Genomic DNA, 20,750 nt, shown 5'->3' with positions numbered 1-20,750 from the left:
GGGGATTATGCTCAAGAGTGAGCACAACTCTCAAGTTCAGAGCAATGTGGCCGGTATCTGTTTACAATCCTAAAACTAGAATTTGAAGTTGAGTGTAGCAGTAGGGATTACGGGGAAGAGGGATACTTGACGAGCATCTACTTTTAATGTTCCGTCGTAAGGACTTCCCGACTGATTGAAATAAATGAAATAAGGGTTCATTCGATTGTAGGCATTGTATACACTGAACACCCAATAGTGAGAATACCAATGTTTCTTCTTTGGAATAGGCGTATATGTTGCTGAGAAATCGAGGCGATGATAAGCCGGTAGTCTGTAAGCATTCACTTTACTGTATTCCTGCGTAAGCACTCCATTTACTATATAAAATCGCTCAGGCAGCGTGGTAGCATTTCCAGTGCCGTAAACAAAAACTCCCGACAATTTCCATTTTTTATTCACTTCGTACATAGTCACCAAACTTAGGTCGTGGCGACGATCGTATTTTGCCGGATAGGTAGCCCCACCATTCAATTGTGCGAATTTGCGATTGGTCCAACTCAAGGTATAGCCCAACCATCCGGTGAACTTACCTCTTGCTTTGTTGATGTAAAATTCAGCACCATAGCTCCATCCCTTTCCAAATATGAACTCTTCCTCCGGATCCTTTAAACTTTGTGTGTAACCTTCCCTGTATTCAATTTGATTGTCCATTTTCTTATAGTACAATTCAACAGAGGTCTCCCACATATTGTTATTAAAATTCCTGAAATAGCCTGCTGCATAGAGCCATCCAATTTGAGGCTTTACCCGATACGTACTAGGAACCCAAAGATCAGTGGGTAATGTTGAACCGGCATTGCTTACTAAATGGATGTACTGGAGATTTCGAGTAATAGAAGCCTTAATAGAGCTTTCATCAGTTAGTGTATAGCGGAGTGTTAATCGAGGTTCCAATCCACCGTATTGTTGAATCGCCTTACCTCTTCCATAATAGGTGCTATCGGTTTTGTTACCGTTTACATCTTTCTCGAAAACCGTATAAGGTCCCATTTGAGTGAAACTGCTGTAGCGAAGACCCGAACTCACTTTTAGTTTATCGGTTGCATCCCAATCGTGTTGAATATACAGTCCTGCTTCACCCGCATATTTCGTGCCTTCATTATTCGGAGTGAATTGAGTGGAACCTTGACTACCGCTTACTACATTAGGGGTAAATTTATGATAGGTGTACTGAACACCGTATTTGATCTTGTGTTGAGGTGCAGGGTAATAATCAAAATCCACTTTACCAGAAAGATCACGAATACCAGAATTCAAACTAATGTTGAAATCATTCTGCGCACCTGAGAACGTAAAAAAGTAATCGTTGTAAACTAAGGTTGTATTGGAGAAAAGCTTTTTGTTGAAAACGTGATTCCATCTAACCGTACCGGTAGCATTTCCCCAAGGAATATTTGCCTTGAACGACTGACCTGAATTATTGAAGGTGAACACATCTCGTCCAAAATAGCCACTTATAAACAAGCGGTCCTTATCGCTGAATTTGTAGTTCACTTTCGTGTTCAAATCGTAGAAATAATAGCCCGAACCGTAGAAATCGCTTGTTTTAGGAATGAATGGTTTTGCGAGTACATCGATATATGTTCTTCTGGCAGAAATGATATAGGAAGCTTTGTCTTTTTTCAATGGTCCTTGAATACTCAAACGCGACGCAATGGCACCAATTCCTCCCTCTACTTCAGTTTTCTTCATATTTCCATCTTTCATTGCCACATCTAAAACGGAGGAGATACGGCCTCCGTATTGGGCAGGCATGCCTCCTTTTATAATGGAGGTATTCTTGATGGCATCCGAATTAAAAATGGAAAAGAAACCAAATAAGTGACCGGTATTGTAAACCACTGCATCATCGAGAAGGATCAAATTTTGATCTGGTCCACCGCCCCTTACATACAAACCGGTATTTCCTTCACCTGCATTTCGAATACCGGGTAATAGTTGCAATGTTTTTAGAATATCCACCTCACCAAACAAAACAGGAACTGATTTTATTTGAGTCATCGATAAATCAAACTTGCCCATTTGAGAACTGGTCACATTTAGATCCTTGCGTTTGCTGGAAACTACCACTTCCTGCAAAACTGATTTCTGTTTCAATTCAAAATTAAAGGACTTGCTGGAATCGATTCTTATTTGGATGAGTTGAGGATTGTAACCGGTATAGGAGGCGAGCACCTGATAAGTGCCCTTTGGTAGTGTAATGGAATAGAACCCGTATTGATTGGATCCAATGCTTTTGTTAGCTCCAACTATTGTAACGGTAGCTCCGATAAGGGTTTCACCAGACAAAGAGTCTTTTACATATCCACTCAACGTTGCTTTTTCTTGAGAATACAAGTTCAGCCCATTCAACAACAGCAACAATACAAACACGCCATTCTTCATATACATTGGAAACAATAAATTAGGAATAAGGTTGATCTAAAAACATTAGTTTTTAGAATAGTCGATAGAATCGGTAGCATTTGCGCAATCGGGTGTTTCCTTTCCGAGGTAAGGATTCAACCGTTCTTTTTGGGCAGCGATCCAAGAACCACCATTGTTATTCAAAGCCGAACTGCAATTGATATAGTATAATTTCACTCCTTTGTATTGAACCACACGAGCAAGGTTCCAAAGATATTCAGAGATCATTTTGAATTCTGTTCTCTTAGCCTCTAAGTCAGCTTCTTTCTGAAGCGCCTCTGCAGATGCTCTTAATGAGCTCACCAAATCAATCGCTAACAGTTTAATACTTCCTGTGCTGTCTCCTTGAATTTCATTTGTCTTTAAGCTATCGGCAGATATAATGATAGCTGCAGCAGCTGCATTCACAGCGTTTGAATCGCTTGCCGTAAAGCCTGCTTTTAAAACCTCATAGGTTTTCAAGAGCTCTTGAAATGAAGCGTTAAAACCTGCGGTGTTCTCACCAATGGCCAAGGGCTTGTCTTTGGGTGTATCCGGGCCGGAATTGCTTCTAAAGAATAAAAAATAAACGGCAAGTACGGAGGTAAGTAATAGGAGGATCCAAAGAAAGCGACGGTTCATGTGATATTTTTTTTGCAAAGTTAAAAGATAAAATCGATCCCGCTAGTTTCCTGTAAATTTGTAATTCGTTTTAATACAAGGTTTTAGGTTTTAAAATGAAGGAGATTTTAAGAGTCTCATAGTCAACTTATTATAAAAAGAGGCAAAAACAACAAATTATATTTTTATTTCATGTTAGCAGGATTAACGAACGTAACCTTTGAATTTGGGGCAAGAATTATTGTGGCAGAAGCCACTTGGCATATTCAGCCCGGAGAACGGATAGGATTGATTGGATACAATGGAACCGGAAAGTCGACCATGTTGAAACTATTGGTGGGAGAATACCAAGCAAGTGAGGGAGTAGTTGAGAGAAGCAGAAGCACCACCATTGGATATTTACATCAAGATCTACTCAGTTTCGACACGAACAGCACTATTTTAGAAGTTGCACTAGGCGCTTTTGAAAGAGTTCTTCAATTAGAAAGAGAAATTGAAGAAATAGGGAAAGAATTGGAAAAAACGGGAGACGAAAAAACGCTGATCGCCTATACAGATCGGTTGCACGAAATGGATACCTTAGACGGTTACAATATTCACCACAAAACGGCCGAGGTGTTGCAGGGATTGGGCTTTACCAACAACGATTTGAACCGACCTTATAAAGAATTCAGCGGAGGTTGGAGAATGCGGGTACTCTTGGCAAAAATGATCTTACAACAACCTGATCTTTTGTTGTTGGATGAACCTACGAACCACTTAGACCTTCCTTCAATTGAATGGCTGGAGAAATACTTGCAACACTATCAAGGTTCAGTGATTATTGTGAGTCACGATAAGTACTTCCTAAACAGAATGGTCAATAAGATCGTTGAGTTGTATCAGCAGCAGATTCATATTTACAACGGCAATTACGATTTCTATGAAAAAGAGAAAGCAGTAAGAGTGGAATTGCAACAAAAAGCTTTTGAAAACCAACAAGACTATATTCGACAGCAAGAACGCTTCATAGAACGTTTCAAAGCGAAAGCCAGTAAAGCCGCACAAGCTCAAAGTATACAAAAAAAATTAGATCGATTGGATAGAATTGAGGAAGCAGAAATTGAGCGTCCCAATATCAAGATCAATTTTAGAGTAGATACCATACCAGGCAAAATCATTGTAGAATTAAAGAACATCACAAAGGCATTCGGTAACAATGTTATTGTGTCGAATACAGAAGCGACCATCAACCGAGGCGACAAAATTGCGTTGATTGGAGCAAATGGTAAAGGGAAATCAACCTTATTGCGCATCATTGCAGACGCCGAACCATTTATGGGGGAACGTAAATGGGGGCACAATGTTGACGAGAGTTTTTACGCACAGCACCAATTGGAAGCGCTGGATTTGAACAATACCATTTTAGATGAAATGAAAGGGTGCGGAAGCCAACTAACGGAGCAGGAACTGCGTAATTTATTAGGCTGTTTCTTGTTTGGCGGAGATGATATAGATAAAAAAATTAAAGTGTTAAGTGGTGGGGAGAAAGCAAGGGTGGCATTGGCAAAAACCATTGTAAGCAAAGCCAACTTTTTGATGCTGGATGAGCCTACGAACCACTTAGATATGCACTCTGTTGAACTTTTGGCAGACGCTTTGATGAAGTATGAAGGAACGTACATTTTTGTTAGTCACGATCGCTATTTCATTTCAAAAGCCGCCAATAAAATTTGGGAAATTGTAGACCAGGAAATCAAAGAATTCAATGGTGGTTATGAAGAGTGGGTAGCTTGGAAGGAAAGAATGGCGAAGACTGCCGTACCGGAAAAAACATCATCGAAGGCAGTAGCACCTGTAGTAACTGTTCAACCTGAGCCTGTAGCAGTGCCTGTTGACAAAGGAAGCCAAGGTCCGATCAACAAGGAACAGAAGAAAGAATTGCAAAAATATCAGAAACGATTTCAGCAATTAGAGGAAGAAGTGGCAAAACTGCAAAAAGAGCAACAGGCTGTTCAACATGCCCTGGCATCGCCAGATATTTATGCTGATAAAAACAAGTTTCAAGAAGCAGAAAATCGTTATAAAACAGTTTCAGATAACTTAACTAAAGCTCAAAAAGAATACGAACAGGTATTTGAGAAGTTGATGGAACTAGAATCCTAAAAAAATCACATGAAGCAATTCCTTTTCGCTGCGCTCCTACTCTTTTCATTTGAAGCTATGGGGCAACGTCCTAAAATTGGGCTAACGCTCAGTGGCGGAGGAGCAAAAGGATTGGCCCATATTGGTATCTTAAAAGCCATTGATTCTGCTGGGCTCAAGATCGACTATATCACGGGTACCAGCATGGGTAGCATCGTAGGTGCCCTCTATGCTTCGGGCTATTCGGCCGACCAACTTGAACAAATTGCCAAGAGATTAGATTGGGAATTACTATTAACGAATGCCTCTTCGCTTCGTGCACAAGTAATGGAAGAGAAAAGTGAATACGGCAAATATGGGGTGGAATTACCTTGGATCAACAATCGTTTTCGTTTACCAAGTGGCGTGTTAGAGAGTGAAGAATTATGGTTGAAGTTCTCTGAATTATTTTTTCATGTATATCAGATCAAAGACTTTAGCAAGCTCCCGATTCCTTTTAAATGTATTGCAGCGGATGTTGCAACAGGAGAAGCAGTAGTACTAGACAAAGGGGATATAGTAACTGCCATTCGTTCCAGTATGGCCATACCTACCGTATTTACGGCGGTTGAGAACAATGGAAAGAAATTGGTTGATGGAGGAGTGGTCAGAAATTTTCCGGTGAAGGATGTTCGTGAAATGGGCGCCGATTATGTTATTGGAAGCAATGTTTCCACCGGTCTATTGCCCAAAGAACGCGTGAACAACGCTTTGCAAGTATTATTGCAGATCGCCTTCTTTAAAGAAGCTGAAGACCTAAAAATACAAATAAAGGATTGTGATTTGTATTTGCCGCTTCCCATTGAAAACTACAATACAGCCAGTTTTAATAAATCGGATGAAATTCTTCGACTTGGAATTGAAGAAGGCCGACGCCTGTATCCGATCTTCAAACATCTGGCCGATTCTATCAATGCGCAATACGGTGAAACCGAACAAAGTAAGATAATTCGCCCGTCGTTCACAGATTCAGTAAAACTTACCAGCATTGAAATACATGGCTTGGAAAGAACAACTCCGGCATTTTTCGCTCATATGGTAGGTTATTACGACAATCGCTATTACACGGCTGCGAAATTGAACAACATGATTCGCAAAGCTTTTGGAACGCGTTATTATAACAAAATAACCTATACCCTTTATCCGGATGAAAACCATGGCGCGCGAATCATTTTTGACGTAATAGAGAACCCCGAAACTTTTGCCAAAATAGGGTTGCATTACAACAAGTTTACCGGTATCAGTGTTTTAGCCAACATTACTTCACGCAATTTTTTTACAGCAAGTTCTCGCTCTTACTTAACACTAAATTTTGGTGAACGCTTTCGATTGAAAGGCGAACATTTACAATATTTAGGTCGCGGAAAAAATGTTGCTGCAATTGCTGATATTCAATTTGAAAATCTCATTTTTCCTGCCTACACCAATTTTAAAAAGACGGGGGAATACAAGAATTATTACACACAGTCAAATCTTAAAATTCAATATTCGCGCAATCGATCGTATACAGTTGGAACCGGCATAAGGTACGAATCAACAGAATTACAACCTTCAATTGAAACCGCCATTCAGTTTAACGGCGATAATCACTTCTTTACACACTTTTTGTATTGGAATGTAAATACCTTAGACAGACCAACTTTGCCTAAAAAAGGTTTAAAATTGGAAACCGAACTTGGCTATATATTCAATCAAAGAGCGGATGTTACGATCACACAAAATGGAATTCCATTAAATAAAGATTCTTTAGGAATTAGCTTTAACAACTACCAGCGCTTGATGGCCAATTTTGAATTGTACACTCCTCTAGGCAAACGATCTGTATTTTCATTGATGTTTCAAGGGGGTGTAAACTTCAACTATGCGCAAAACATCTTTAATGATTTTGTAATTGGTGGAATGGTTAGAACCTTCAGAAATCAAATTGTTTTTGTTGGATTGGAAGAAGGAAGCTTTTTCACTCCAAGTGTAGGAGCGCTTCAAGCAGGTTTGAGAGTAAACGCGAATACGAATTTGTATTTTGCAGCGAGAACAAATGCTTTGGTCAATAACTTCATTAGCCAAAACAACCTACTGCAAAAGCCTGAGTTTTTATCTGGTCACGCTTTAAGTGTTGGATACAATACGGCGTTGGGTCCGTTAGAATTGAGTTTTCAGTTCAATGATCAATCTTCGAAATTCAGTTCTTATATTAATTTCGGAATCAACTTTTAGTGAGCAAAGGCTTTGATAAAATCGCTTACCAAATAACTAATTAGTTTTCCTGTAGTTTCCGACTTTCGTCCGTCGGTTAATTGTGAAGCGCCTTCGGCAATGTGTAAATAGGCGGGCTTGGCTTGAGCGGCCACCATATTGATGTATTGACGAGCATGAACACTTGAAATACCTGAAGGTGTTTGAGCACTGGTTAAAGTGTTTTCCACGATGTCTAGATCCAGCTCCACTCCAATCAAATTATCGTCGGTAAAACTGATGGCATGCCCCACGGCTTGAATAAAGTTCCTTTTTTCATGAAGGAAAATATCTTCAAAAGTCACCATATCAAGAAAAGGATTGTTCACAAAATCTGTCCAAACATTTTGAGGAAGATAATTTTCTTGAACGCCCACTACACAATACTTCTGGAGGTATCCATCTTCTTCAGCGTAACGAAAGGGGTTGCCACTGTGTCGGCCTTCTGCCGGTCTAAAATCAGTGTGAGCATCTAGGTTTACAACATTTAACTGTGCCAGTTGCAATACACCTGCTTTGTGCCAGCCCTTAGCCGCACCTTTAATTAGAGGGTATGCGTTGTTGTGCCCTCCACCGATGGCAACAGGTATTTTCTGAGCCTGAGTAATGGTTTTTGTTAGTTTTTCAACTTCTTCATCAATGGTTTGAACGGCGTGACGATAGGCGTCTTTCTTTTCATCGAAACTCGAAGCATTCTGTTCTATTAAATATTTGAGATCACCGAAGTCGAAATGACCGGCAACTAAGATTTCGCTTCCTTCTAAAAAGTCGTTGCTTTGTGTATTTAGAAAAGAAAACAGAAAAGGAATCCAAGCAGAATCGGCACCCCCTACTCCATCATTACCTCGCACTCCCAAGTCTTCCGGAATTCCGAAAAGAACAAATTTCACTTCCGGGTTTTTTATAGCGGCTTCAAACTCGGCAGCGGAATGTGAGGTGTGCACTCGTTCCCCCAATTTTGTTTCAAATCTTCTGATCTTGGTTAACGACAAAACGTCCTCTTTTTGGTAGAATTTGAAGTGCTGCATAAACAGAGTTTAGATGAAGGAACCACTAATCATGACGGCTTCTATTAAATTAGAGCCAAATGAATAAGGAATATACGACAAAGACGGCATTTTAGCATATAAAATAAGATTGGCTTTTTTGCCTACAGCAATGCTTCCCACTTCCTGATGAACTCCCATAGCAAAAGCCCCATTAATGGTAGCAGCATTGATGGCTTCAGAAGGTAATAATTTCATTTGAATACAAGCCATCGACACCATTTGGTTCATATTACCGCTTGGACAAGACCCCGGGTTGAAATCTGATGCCAAGGCGAGCACTGCCCCGGCATTTATCAAATCGCGTGCAGGTGGATAGCTCATTCGTAAAAAATAGGCAGCGCCGGGAAGGAGTGTCCCAATAGTAGTACTACCACCAAGTGTTTTAATTGAAGCATCGTCCATCGACTCAAGATGGTCAACTGATACCGCCCCTAGTTCAACTCCCAACTCTACAGCACCAAAACAATTGAGCTGATTGGCATGAATTTTTGGAACTAGCCCATGTTTCAACCCTGCATTTAATAGCCTGCGAGATTCCTCTATTTCAAAAAATCCTTTTTCGCAAAAAACATCCATATAGTCGGCTAATTTCAACCGCTCAATTTCCGGAAGCATTTCGTGAATAATAAGATCTATATAAGCTGAATGATTTTCTTTGAACTTAAGTGGGTAAGCATGCGCACCTAAAAACGTTGCCTTTATTGGGATATCATTCACTTCCTTCAAACGTTTGATCACGCGCAGCATCTTTAATTCAGCCTCAGTGCTCAAACCATATCCTGACTTTATCTCAATTGCACCTGTACCAAGTTTGATCAATTCATTCAACCGAATTTGCGAACGTTCATAGAGCTCTTCTTCATCAATTTGAGCGATTTTGGACGCAGAGTTCAAGATTCCTCCTCCACTTGCTGCAATTTCTGCATAAGTAGCTCCTTGTATTTTTTGTACGAATTCTGCTTCTCTACTCTCTGCAAAAACCAAATGAGTATGACTGTCTACCCAAGTAGGCAGTATCGTCTGCTGATTGATATCGATCACCTGCTCCGGTTTTACAACAACCGTCATTTGCTGCATAGAACCAAAAGAGTGAATGCGATCGTTCTCAACTAAGAGCCAAGCATTTTCTATAATACTCAGATTCTTGAGATCATTTCCACGAAGCGGATTTTGAGTGGAAGACACCCCCACCAACTGTCCTATATTGATCAATAATTTGTAGCTCACGCTTTTAATTGCTTAGTTTGAGGTATTTATCTTGAAAGAAAAAATAGAGGCTCTTCTTCCAAAAATAACGCTTATCCCAATTCAAATTCTTTTGGTAAGGCAGCTCCAATAAATAATAATTGGCAGCTCCTACCCTAATGGCGGCAATAGTTTCGAAATTAAGTCTGCTCATTTGCGCTTCCCACTCCTCGTATTCATCGTCTAAGAGGTCATCAATTTCAAACAAGCCAAAGGGCCAGTTGCATAAAACTGAAAAAGTTTTAACTTCAGCAAGTTTTTGCTCATCCATCACTTGAAGTAATTGTTTCTCGGCAGCATTCCAAAAATAGTTGCCTGAAGGAATAAAAACAGCCCCCCAGTTTTTTACTGCTTCCACATTTTTTGTTTGAGAATAGGAAGAAATTGCAAACAGGGAAATAAAAATCACTATCAAGAATACCGATCTCATTTAAACCGCTTTTGCCATTTCAGTAATTGCTTTCACTAGTTGATCCAATTCAGCTGTTGTAGTATAAATATTAGGAGTAATTCTACAACCGTGTACATTCGCATAGTCTATTGCAACTGTATAAATTTTGTATTCTTTCAACAAGCGCTCAGCTAGTAAGCCCGGTTTTATTCCTATAATCCCAACATTAGCGATACCACAAGAACGCTCAACATCTGCAGGTGTATTCACTGCAACATTTTTCACTTTTCGTAGCTTAGAAGTCCAATACTGTTGTAAGTACCGCAATCGAGCTTCTTTTCTTTCCGGGCCTAACTTGTAATAAAAATCGATTGCATTGAGTATCGTTAAGTCGGTATGTACAGGGTGCGTTCCTGTATGATTGAGTCGATAAATATCTGTCAATGGTTTAGAATCTCCGTCTGCAATTAAAGGCCAAGGATCAGGAATACTATTCTTGTTCACATATAGTATACCTGCCCCAAGTGGTACACTTAACCATTTATGTAAGGATGCTCCGTAAAAGTCGCAGTGTAAACTTGGGATATCATATTGAATATGAGCAAAGGCATGTGCTCCTTCAACCAGTACTTTCACACCGTGTTTGTGAGCCATATCTGCAATTTTTTGAACAGGCAGAATATGACCGGTAATATTGATCATGTGGCAAACCATCAACAGTTTCGTTTTCGGGGTAATGGCCGCTTCATATAGGGCTACAATCTCTTCGTCGCTAGCCGGATGATTGGGTACTGAAATGATCTTGTTGACTACTCCATGACGCCTAGCAATTTGTTTAAACATATCAAGCATCGCTCCATAGTCTTGCTCTGCCATCACAGCTTCATCACCTTCCTTCCAAGCAAGTCCACCTATAATGGTATCAAGTGATTCAGTAGTATTTCTTGTAATGATTATTTCATCTGAGTTACACCCTGCTATTTTAGCAAGTGCTGCAGCAGCCTTTTTCTTATTATCCCATTGCACCGTTCTCATATAATAAGACCCTTGATAGTTTACTTCACGAACATTCTTAATGAATGCTTCAAGTATTTCTTCGGGTTGAAAGCAATAGTAGCCATTTTCCAAATTAATATAGTCTGGTTTGATCCGATATCCTTTGCGAATTGCTTCCCAAAAATTTTCATCTTGAGCTATTTGAGTGGCAGGAAGATGCTTTTTATCATGCAACGCTGCAGTGATGTTTTCGAATGCCGGAAAAGTAAACCCGGTAAGTGCAAGTGATTTTAGGAAAAAACGTTTGTTCATGTTAGATAGTATGTTAAAAAACACTAATACATTGTTTAGGCTCTTGACTTCAGTCAATAATACTTTTAAAGTTGAATGGAAGTCTTACCTTCCAACTAAGAGTCGTCACTTAAATCTATTAAAAACAATATAAATAAAGACAGAATAGTTGGATAAGCCGTTATAAATTACAGCGTATGTCTCTCAAATTATGAATTTATATAATAGAAATGGCTGAAAATCAAGAAAGAATTTCTGATTTATAAGGCAAATTAAAGATGCACCTTGGGGACACACCATAAGCTTTCTTGCCACTATTTGAATCACCAACTCAAGCTATTGTTATGAATTTGGCCCCGTTTAATTTAAGACCGTTTTTTAATGATATGACCGATGCTGTAATCAGCATCAGATCGAATGGAACCTGTTTGTTTTGGAACAAAGCAGCGGAAGATCTATTCGGTTGGAAATTTGAAGAGGTTGATGGTAAATTCTTACCTGAAATAATTATCCCTTTGGAAGACCGCGCCCAACACATAGAAGTGGTTACACAAATCATCACGAATGCGAAAGCCACTTCAGGTGCTGCGCGAGCAGAAACCAAAACCGGAAAGATCTTTCCGGTAAGTTTTTCTGTGATACCCATGCAATTAGAGGACGAACAAATATTCTGTGTATTCTTTCGCGAGAATTCATCACAAGAAACGCATTTTATTCAAGCCATCATCCAAAGTATTCCGGGTATATTTTACTTCTTTGACCACACAGGGAAAATTCTCCGTTGGAATAGCAACTTTGAAAAAGTAACAGGGTATAGTGGATCAGAAATTTCTGAAATGCACCCCTTAGACTTTTTTGACGATAGCGACAAAGCCTATATTCAAAGCAGAATTGAGAAAACATTTATAGACGGGGTTGCCGATGCCGAAGCTCCAATGAAAACTAAATCAGGAGCTCGTCCGGTCTATTTTCTTACCGGAATCCAAACAGAATATGACGGCATTCCTTGTTTAGTTGGTATGGGGGTGGATATAACCCGTTTGAAAGAACAAGAAAAAGCATTGCTTAAAACTCAGGAAGAAATTCGATCCTTAGCAATACATTTAGAATCTGTGAGAGAAAAAGAAAAGCAAAAGATTGCTAGAGAGATCCACGAAGATCTAAGTCAAGAACTTGCATCATTGAAATTGTTACTTTCTATGACTTTTGATAGAACGAAAGAAGTTCAAACAAAAGAAAGCATTGAACGAGCTACTTCGCAGTTATCGAACTCCATTCAAAAACTTAGAGTAATATCAAAAGAGTTGCATCAAACTATTTTGGCCGACTTAGGACTCCGTGAATCTGTGAATTCAAAACTCTTAGAATTTAGTAAGAAATGTAACATAGAAGTGCAGTTTGAGTCAAATTTGAAGGTAAACCATATTGCTTCTACCATCGATGTCACTATTTTGAAAGTACTAGATGCAGCTTTGTCTAATGTTCAATTGCATGCAAAAGCAAGCATGGTAAGCGTTTCACTTCAAACAGAAAACAAAGAACTTGTATTGAAAATTAAAGACAATGGCCGTGGATTTGATCAAACACAGGAAAAAAAGAAAACAAGCTTAGGCTTAGTAAACATAAAAGAGAAAACCCTTGCAGTATCCGGGAAACTTGAACTTAGAACAGCCGAGGCAATGGGAACTGAAATAGTTGTTCGCATTCCATTACCTCAAAGTTTAGCAACCGTAAATGCCTAGAACTTATTGCACTCCAAAATAGTATACCAGCCAACAAAGGATACCTCCCACTATGATTACCGCCAAACCGGCTATTCTTTTTGACTTCAAAAAGAATAGCATCATTAGTCCGGTAATTGATACTAAAATCATCAATACGGCACTAATATCAATCAGCCATTTCCATTTGGAACCGGTGTCTCGTCCTTTGTGTAGATCATTGAGCACTCCCACCCAACCAACATAGGTTTCATTGATTTCAACAATCCCATTCTCTCGATTAACAAAAGCTGCTACTGCATAGCCGGGGCCATTGAATGAAACCGTACATTGGTATTCGTCTATTATAAATTCGGTAAGGGCGCCTTTGATACCAAATTTATTTCGAAATCGTTCTACGATCTCTAGCTTTTTAATTGCGATGGTATCCAATTTAGCTTCTACCCATGCCATGGGTACCGTGTCTTTTAAAGTGGTCGTTTTTTGCTGGTCTGCAAACCACTCAGTATGATTCAATGTAATGCCGGTAATTGCAAAAAAAAGGAGTATTAGAAAACTCACCATTGACAAGTACAAATGAAACCATCTCGACCAATGTGCTGTTTGCTTATAGATTCTTTTACCTAGCGGTTGTTGCTGTTTCTCCATCTCTTTTAAGAAGCTTTTTTGTATTCCACCGACGCACTTGCTACCTCTGTATTGGCTTCTAATGCAAATTTAGCTTCCTTCTTTTTACACTCAACTGCTTGCTTGATAATTTGATAGGTACCGTGTTCTCGCGCCACTTCAATGATAATAGTATAGGTACCTTGCGATACAAACTGTCCGGCATCGTTCTTTCCGTCCCATTTGATCACATAGTTACCGGCGGGTCGAGTAGCTGAACTAATGGTCGTAATATCGGCACCCGGCGTTTCACGATAGCGGGCATTGTTTTTCCTGAACCATTCTTTAAGGTCAGGTAACCAACGAGGCTTATTGAACCAAAGTGCGAGTGTTCTTTGCGTTTCTTGTTTGTCGTTTTCAACCCAAATAGCTACGAAGGGTCGATGTGAGCGACCTTCAAATTTTGCTAATTCAAGGTTGATCAAAACTTCATAATTTTCATTCCAAGTTTTTTGATTGGGAGTGGTAACTTTTGCCAATTCAGCAGGTTTCACCAATGCTTTCCAAGCGCTGTTGTAACGCACTTCTCCTTTCACATCTGTAATCATGAAGGCCATTCCGGGAATAGCACTAGCTAGCGTTATCGATTCGTCTAGGGAAAGAATATTGAATGCAGTTGCCAATGCGCCGGCTGTTGTTGCGTCGTTGGCCACTACTGTAGCGTTTTGTATTTGTTGAGCAGGCGCAGCGGTTCTCGGGTCTAAAATATGAGAGTACCACTTGTTATTTACCAAAAAGCCCCGTTTATAGTTCCCACTAGTAGCAATTGCTTTGTTCTCAATGGATATCTGAATAGCGGGCACTTCGTTGTCTGCTATTTGCTTTGATGTAGCAACACCGATAAGTTCAGGTTGACTCCCTTTCACAACCACGTCACCCCCAATATTTAAAACAAGTCCCTGCACTCCGGTTTCTTGAAGTGCTTTTGTAGCTGCTTTGTCGATAATATATGATTTAACGAAAGTGTTGAAAACGAGGGGCAGAGATCCTATATGAGTAGCGGTTTGATTCACCGGATCTAATACCCATTGTGCCTGTTGCATTTCAAATGCCATGGCAGACAACTCATTGGCTGAGGGAAGCATACCGCTTTTTTGCGCATCCTTCCAAGATTCAATAGCGAGTGCAATTGAGGGATTCAAAGCACCCTTGGTTTTTTGTTTCCAAGAATCAAACAATTCAAACAAGGTATATAGATCCTTACTTAGTTTAATAGGAGTTTGTTGCGTTTTTAACCAGAGACTCAATTCACTATTGGGATCATAAGAACTACTGATTGCCGATAGTCGGTCAATTTCGTTCAAAGCAATATCCGTTGCTATATCAGCTTTGATTTCTGAAGTAGTGAAAACTTTGAGATCGAAAGAAGTTCCGAGTACGTTTTCATAGTGCGATTGGAAAGATTTGATTGGTTTTACAGGGTTTGAAAAACCAAGGAGGGCAGTCGAAATAAGGAAAGACGAGAGCCAAATTCGGGTCAAATTCATATTAAACGCTTATTTTATACTAATAATAGTATAAGACGTTCGGTTGACAAAAAACTTTTGGGGATGGCTAGTAATTTGATAAGATTTTAACTTCTCGCAATTTCATAAGTGCTTCCTGAAGGGCCGTATCTTCACCATATTTGCTTTCTATTATGATATCAGGCTTCATTCTCCCTTCCTGTATTCTTCCTTTTCGATCGGCTTCTTGACACACGCTTAGTACTAACATGGCATTATTGGAGAGTTGATAGGTAGCATTGGCTGTTGTAAGTCCGGCAGTAGGCAGCCCCATCATGATCGTTTCTTTCATACCTCGAAATGCGAGCGCCACAATTTCTCCGGAGCTGGCGGTTCGGTTCCCTGTTAAAACGATAATTTGAAGAGGTTTATTTGCAAGCTGATAGCCGGGTTGAGAAGTGCCACAGCGTTCGTACTTTCCTTGGTAGGTCTTCCCATTTTTATAGATAACCGGAACACGCTCTTCATTTCTAATAAAATAAACACAAGTATCTGTTTGCAGTAGTGGGCCAATTCCCGTGAGCATCGGCCAACAATTCCCACCAGTATTTTTTCGTAAATCAATAATCCAATGCTTAACTCCGGATCGATCGAGATGAGCGATGAGTGATTGCAAACTATCCGACATTTTCTCACAAATCCATCGATCCGTAGAGCTAATAGCGGGTACTTCCAAATAACCTATTTCGGGTTCAAGAAGTTCCGCTCTGCAAGACCCCACTTGTTCTTTCCAGTTTTGAGAGAAACAAACATAAGAGGTATCGTTGTTATAGGTAGCCGCTTTTATGGCAGGCATAACAAAACTATGTTGTTCTTTGAGCAATTTAAAACAATGATTAATGGCATCATAAGCGCCCTCGCAGGTGGTACTGGCTTTCACTTGCTGCTGAGCCAACAATTGAAGAGAATCCCAGGCAATGAAGTCTTTTTTGTAATAATTCTTCTTCATTAAATCGAACACTTCTGTAAGTAGTTTAGAAGCATTGATCACGCATTTTTCATAAGACGCTACAGGAGGTGCACTATTGGTGGTAGCCAACTGGTCTTGCGCCAAAGCTGGGGTAGAAAGAAACACTAAGAACAGGAATCTCCAAGGCATAGCAGCGGGTTTAAACTGTCTGAGATTCCTAAGTTAAAAAATTCCATAAAAAAAGGGGCCGTAATTATACGGCCCCATTTCCACATATGTAAAGTCTAGGGGGTTGACATTATTGTTTCACGAAACGAGAAGTCAACTTCACATTGCCACCATCAGCAGAAACGGTAATATTGTACATTCCTTTCGATAAACGATTTACATCCAATGATGTAGTAATAGCCGTTCCTTGGAGTTCCATCGTACTCATACTGAGAATTCTTCCTGAGAAGTCAGTTACAGTAATTTGAGTGCGTCCTTTAATTCCTGCTGGAATTTGCAAGTTCACGGTACTTGTAACCAAACTTGGATAAACTTCCAAATTAGACGATACAGCACTGCTTCTTACAACAACAGCATTACTGTAAGTTATTTTACCATCTACAGATACCATTGCCAATCGATAGAAGGTTGTATTGAGAAGCGCTTCTTTGTCAACAAAATTAAATTTAGACTGACTAGCAACGGCTGCAACGGCACCTAGAGATTTGAAGTTGCGACCATCGGTGCTCTTTTCAATATTGTATTGAATCAAACTCTTTTCTGTAAGCGCTTTCCAGGTTAATTCTACACCTACGGCATTTCTTTGAGCAGCAAAAGCTAGATCGTTGAATGGAAGGGAGAAACCGTCGTTTTGGAAGGCAGCGATAGAAAAGTTCTTATTACCTGCATTTGAAATATATCCACCTGCATAAATGTATTGATCACGCATTTTTACATAACGAACGAAGTCGTTTTGTCCTCCTGCTAAGTCAGCTGTAGCAATACCGTCGCCACTGAAGAGGTTATCCAAGGTTCCGTTAGAGTTGTAGCGAACCAGGGTAAAATCTCCGTTATCGCTGTTTCCTGCGATAATGATATGACCATCTTTCATCAAGGCAACTGCACGAGCCTGATCTTCGGTTGCACCAGGTCCGATATTAGTGATCACAATTCCACCTGTACCAAAAGTATTATCAAGTGAACCATCTGTATTGTAACGAGCTGTTGCAAAATCGAAATCAGAGCTTGTAGAAGCGCGCGTCCATCCTGTTCTTACAATTTTACCATCTGCTTGCAGTGCAATGCCATAGCAATGGTCGTCACTAATTCCGGCAGGCCCTATCGGTGTTACTACAATACCACCGGTACCGAAAGTTGCATCTAAAGTACCATCGGTATTATAACGAGCCATCGCGAAATCGTAGTCAACGTCTTTTGAAGAACCTGAGGCGATGATTTTATCATCTGATTGCACAACAAGGCTTGAGATAAAGTCTTCAGTACAACCTGTAATACCGGTTGTAACGATACCATCGCCACTGAAAGTATTATCGAGCGTTCCGTCGGTGTTAATGCGCACTACGGCGAAGTCACCGGAACATCCTTTGTTTCTATAACCTGCAATAACAATTTTACCGGTAGAAGTAAATTTTACGTTTGAGCCATGATCTTCCGAACCGGCGTCAATGTCTACAGTAAGAATACCATCTCCACTAAAAGTATTGTCGAAAGTTCCGTCTGAGTTTAAGCGAATACAAAAGAAATCGTAGGTAGGAGTACTATTGGTTTCTCCGATAACGATGATTTTGCCTGAGCCGTCAATTTCAACACCAAAAGCATCGTCGTTGCCACCGCCCAAGTCAATTTGAACGATACCGCCTGTTCCGAAGGTATTGTCTAAAGTACCGTTTTGGTTGTAACGAACTACTGCAATATCTGTAGTTGCGCCTACAACTGTATATCCTACGGCTACAACTTTACCGTCGGTTTGAAATTCAAATTTGCGAACTTCTTCGTTTCCTAGGCCAATTGGCGTGTTAGTAGCACCATTTGTACCGTACGTGTTAACGAGGCTTCCTACTTGGGCATAAGACAAGGTTGATAATCCAAGAATAGAAGCAATGAGTAAAAGCTTTCTCATGACTTTATGTGGTTTAAAAAATTACAGAGTATGTGGCTTCTTGGAAAATTGGATAGAAAGAGGTTCTATCGATAGGAGTAGGAAGTGCTAAATAAGAAAAGATAATCCGTAAGTAAAAGTATTTACGAGAGTTTTTTTTTGCACGATTTCACTTCATCGCTATTTTACTAAACATTTTTCGTAGTTCCAACACCCAAATTACCACAAATAATTGATTTTCAATACAAACATAGGTAATTTTTATGTGTTGCAACATTAATTTTTTACTATTTCGGCTGTATCAAATCCCATAAGTTTCCGTATAAATCTTCAAATACGGCTACTTTTCCATAGGATTGTTCTTCGGGCGGCCTTACAAATACAACTCCTTTTGATGAATAGTTATCAAAATCGCGGTCAAAATCGTCGGTATAAAGAAATAAAAATACACGCCCTCCGGTTTGATTTCCCACTCTTGAAAGCTGCTCCTCATTCGCCGCTTTTGCCAGCAAAAGTTCAGCACCAACGGTGCCTTTGGGACGAACCCGCACCCATCGTTTGGTGGTACTTAATTCGGTATCCTCCAAAATTTCAAAGCCTAAAATAGTGGTATAAAATTCAATGGCTTCATTGTAGTCGCGTACCACCAATGCCAATTGCCCTAGTTGCTGATTCATTATTCCGGTAAGTTTTGAAGTAAGAAATCGCGAATATTGCCTCCCATTACCTTTTCAATATCAATTCTTGAAATGCCCAGTTTTTGTAATGCGGATACTACTTCTCTAAAACCATTGATATCATAACTAGCTTCAATGGCACCATCGAAGTCGGAGCCCATGGAAACGCGCTCCACTCCTATTCGATCCATTACATATTTGATGGCTTTAGCAGTGGCCATGGCGTCAGTTCCACATACGGCGGTTTCCCACATTCCTATACAGATCAGTCCTTTTCGTTTGCCAATTTCATCAATTTGCGCGTCACTTAAATTTCTCACATTATCGCAGGTAGCTTTTACTCCGGTATGTGAAACCAACAAAGGAACCGATGTGTATTTGAAGATATCATCGATCAATTTGGGAGATGCATGAGCCAAATCTATAATGATGTGCTTTTTGATCATGGCATCTATCAATTGCTTTCCTTTTTCTGTTAAGCCACCTTTGTCTACTCCATGAGCTGAGCCGCCCCATTCATTGTCGAAAAAATGGGTAAGCCCAATGTATCTTACTCCGGCATTAAAAAAGGTGTCCAAATTAGTAAGATCATTTTCCAAACAATGTGCACCTTCTAGTGCCAACATTCCGGCCGCAATGGAACGGTTCTTTGCCCTATCGTTGATGAATTGCTCCAAATCGGATTTGGTTTGTATCACTCGAAACGTTCCTTCTGAATATTCGGCAGTTTTATGTAGCGCCTCACATTGGTGAAGGGCTCTCGACTTCATACTGAACCAATCGTGCCAGTTGCGTAGTTGAGCAAAACTCAATAAGGCAACTTGATCGGTTTCTGCGGTATTCTTCTCATAATTGATTCCTCTTGGAGTTTTGCTCACAATGGAAAAGACTTGAAAAGCCTCGTTGGCTTCCAGCATTCGAGGAATGTCTACATGTCCGTGATCCGCTTTATTCAAAATATTACGATCCCATAAAAGAGCATCACAGTGCATATCGGCAATAAATGGAATGGAATCATACCATTTTGGTACACTATCAGTGATACTCTTATGGAGGGTTTTGTTCATCGATTGATCGATGTATTTTGGAGCGAAGAAGAAAAACCCGATAGCGGCAACAAGAATAATAATGCCTAAAATGGAAAGAATTCTGCGAATAATTTTCATGAATTTTTATGTCTTAAATAAACTGAATAAATAATAAGTAAGCTTTATAACCCTCTATATTTCAAATATTAATTCAAAAGCGCAAACCGAAATTTCATCAATAAAAACCCGTCACGATCATTTGTTAGTAGCTTGCTATTCAATGAATTGGGTTACTTTTTAATATTTTTTGTATTAAGGTATGTAATTTTGCCTTTATCTACGATTGCTTGGCGAAAATCAATTGCTTTTACAACCTTCAATAAACCAAGCATTATGGTAACTAAGACCTACTACAAAACCAAGGATTACTGCAAAGTAAAGTTTTCATTTGTTGCAGATAACGCCTCTTCTATTGAAATCCTCGGACTGAACAGCGACTGGATGCAGCCGCTTGTTATGAACAAGAAAAAGGATGGTACGTTTTCAATAGACGTTAATCTTCCCAAAGATTCAAAACATGAATTCAAGTATCGCGTGAACGAATCAGAGTGGTTGAACGACCCTGAAGCGGACGCTGAAGCACCCAATGTTTACGGTGGTACAAATAGTGTAATTACCCTATAAACAATCTGTACTGTATTTTAAAAAAGCTGTCTTGGGA

Annotated in this window: 16 protein-coding genes; 4 read left to right on the top strand and 12 right to left on the bottom strand. The window is 39.8% G+C overall.

Annotated features, from left to right (window positions below):
- Positions 1-75: 75 nt before the first annotated feature.
- Together ACQ2HE_RS13100 and ACQ2HE_RS13095 are read right to left on the bottom strand one after the other, a co-directional pair.
- A complete protein-coding gene (locus ACQ2HE_RS13100) occupies positions 76-2,433 on the bottom strand; it encodes a TonB-dependent receptor (protein WP_430896154.1) in 2,358 nt (785 codons plus the stop codon).
- A 39-nt stretch (positions 2,434-2,472) separates the two neighbouring features.
- Positions 2,473-3,069, bottom strand: a complete 597-nt coding sequence (locus tag ACQ2HE_RS13095; RefSeq protein ID WP_430896157.1) for a DUF3347 domain-containing protein — start codon at positions 3,067-3,069, stop codon at positions 2,473-2,475.
- Between the two features lie 171 nt (positions 3,070-3,240).
- On the opposite strand from ACQ2HE_RS13095, the gene abc-f reads away from it, so the two are divergent.
- Positions 3,241-5,193: a ribosomal protection-like ABC-F family protein gene (gene abc-f, locus ACQ2HE_RS13090; protein ID WP_430896159.1), complete on the top strand. Its 1,953-nt coding sequence runs from the start codon at positions 3,241-3,243 to the stop codon at positions 5,191-5,193.
- Between the two features lie 9 nt (positions 5,194-5,202).
- Positions 5,203-7,425, top strand: coding sequence for a patatin-like phospholipase family protein (locus tag ACQ2HE_RS13085; protein WP_430896161.1), 2,223 nt, complete (start codon positions 5,203-5,205; stop codon positions 7,423-7,425).
- On the opposite strand, the gene ACQ2HE_RS13080 is transcribed toward ACQ2HE_RS13085, so the two are convergent.
- Genes ACQ2HE_RS13080 through ACQ2HE_RS13065 form a run of 4 tightly spaced genes read right to left on the bottom strand, consistent with a single transcriptional unit; the run spans position 7,422 to position 11,436 of the window.
- Entirely contained in the window at positions 7,422-8,471 is a 1,050-nt protein-coding gene (locus tag ACQ2HE_RS13080; protein WP_430896163.1) for a formimidoylglutamase, read from the bottom strand. The two genes, ACQ2HE_RS13085 and ACQ2HE_RS13080, sit on opposite strands and share 4 nt — an antisense overlap.
- Before the next feature lie 9 nt (positions 8,472-8,480).
- Positions 8,481-9,719 carry an imidazolonepropionase gene (gene hutI, locus ACQ2HE_RS13075; protein ID WP_430896166.1) on the bottom strand — a complete coding sequence of 413 codons (1,239 nt, stop codon included), beginning with the start codon at positions 9,717-9,719 and terminating at the stop codon, positions 8,481-8,483.
- A 4-nt stretch (positions 9,720-9,723) separates the two neighbouring features.
- Entirely contained in the window at positions 9,724-10,167 is a 444-nt protein-coding gene (locus ACQ2HE_RS13070) for a hypothetical protein (protein WP_430896169.1), read from the bottom strand.
- Complete coding sequence (locus ACQ2HE_RS13065) at positions 10,168-11,436, bottom strand: aminotransferase class V-fold PLP-dependent enzyme (protein WP_430896172.1); 1,269 nt, start codon at positions 11,434-11,436, stop codon at positions 10,168-10,170. It abuts the gene before it with no gap.
- A gap of 323 nt (positions 11,437-11,759) precedes the next feature.
- Here ACQ2HE_RS13065 and ACQ2HE_RS13060 point away from each other — a divergent pair, with 323 nt between their 5' ends.
- The gene (locus ACQ2HE_RS13060; protein ID WP_430896174.1) at positions 11,760-13,157 is read left to right on the top strand and encodes a PAS domain-containing sensor histidine kinase; all 1,398 of its coding nucleotides are present in this window, start codon (positions 11,760-11,762) and stop codon (positions 13,155-13,157) included.
- A gap of 3 nt (positions 13,158-13,160) precedes the next feature.
- Here ACQ2HE_RS13060 and ACQ2HE_RS13055 read toward each other — a convergent pair whose 3' ends face one another.
- From ACQ2HE_RS13055 to ACQ2HE_RS13030, 6 genes are all read right to left on the bottom strand, one after another.
- Positions 13,161-13,784 carry a PepSY-associated TM helix domain-containing protein gene (locus ACQ2HE_RS13055; RefSeq protein WP_430896177.1) on the bottom strand — a complete coding sequence of 208 codons (624 nt, stop codon included), beginning with the start codon at positions 13,782-13,784 and terminating at the stop codon, positions 13,161-13,163.
- 5 nt (positions 13,785-13,789) lie between these two features.
- On the bottom strand, positions 13,790-15,289 hold the full coding sequence (locus ACQ2HE_RS13050; protein ID WP_430896179.1) for a DUF2271 domain-containing protein: 1,500 nt from the start codon (positions 15,287-15,289) through the stop codon (positions 13,790-13,792).
- A gap of 67 nt (positions 15,290-15,356) precedes the next feature.
- The gene (locus ACQ2HE_RS13045; RefSeq protein WP_430896181.1) at positions 15,357-16,406 is read right to left on the bottom strand and encodes a S41 family peptidase; all 1,050 of its coding nucleotides are present in this window, start codon (positions 16,404-16,406) and stop codon (positions 15,357-15,359) included.
- Positions 16,407-16,515: 109 nt separating this feature from the next.
- Positions 16,516-18,345 (bottom strand): T9SS type A sorting domain-containing protein, encoded by a 1,830-nt coding sequence (locus ACQ2HE_RS13040; protein ID WP_430896183.1) that lies wholly within the window; start codon positions 18,343-18,345, stop codon positions 16,516-16,518.
- Positions 18,346-18,611: 266 nt separating this feature from the next.
- A complete protein-coding gene (locus ACQ2HE_RS13035; RefSeq protein WP_430896185.1) occupies positions 18,612-19,001 on the bottom strand; it encodes a VOC family protein in 390 nt (129 codons plus the stop codon).
- Positions 19,001-20,167, bottom strand: a complete 1,167-nt coding sequence (locus ACQ2HE_RS13030; protein WP_430896189.1) for a dipeptidase — start codon at positions 20,165-20,167, stop codon at positions 19,001-19,003. Before ACQ2HE_RS13030 ends, ACQ2HE_RS13035 begins: the two co-directional genes overlap by 1 nt.
- Before the next feature lie 255 nt (positions 20,168-20,422).
- Between ACQ2HE_RS13030 and ACQ2HE_RS13025 the strand changes: the two genes are divergently transcribed.
- The gene (locus ACQ2HE_RS13025) at positions 20,423-20,713 is read left to right on the top strand and encodes an isoamylase early set domain-containing protein (protein WP_430896191.1); all 291 of its coding nucleotides are present in this window, start codon (positions 20,423-20,425) and stop codon (positions 20,711-20,713) included.
- Positions 20,714-20,750: the final 37 nt, after the last annotated feature.

Origin of the sequence: Endoryza foliicola (assembly GCF_050589245.1) — a bacterium.
Lineage (GTDB): Bacteria > Bacteroidota > Bacteroidia > Chitinophagales > Chitinophagaceae > Endoryza > Endoryza foliicola.
Note: the sequence above shows the minus strand (reverse complement) of the source record. Positions and strands in the feature narration are given on the sequence as shown.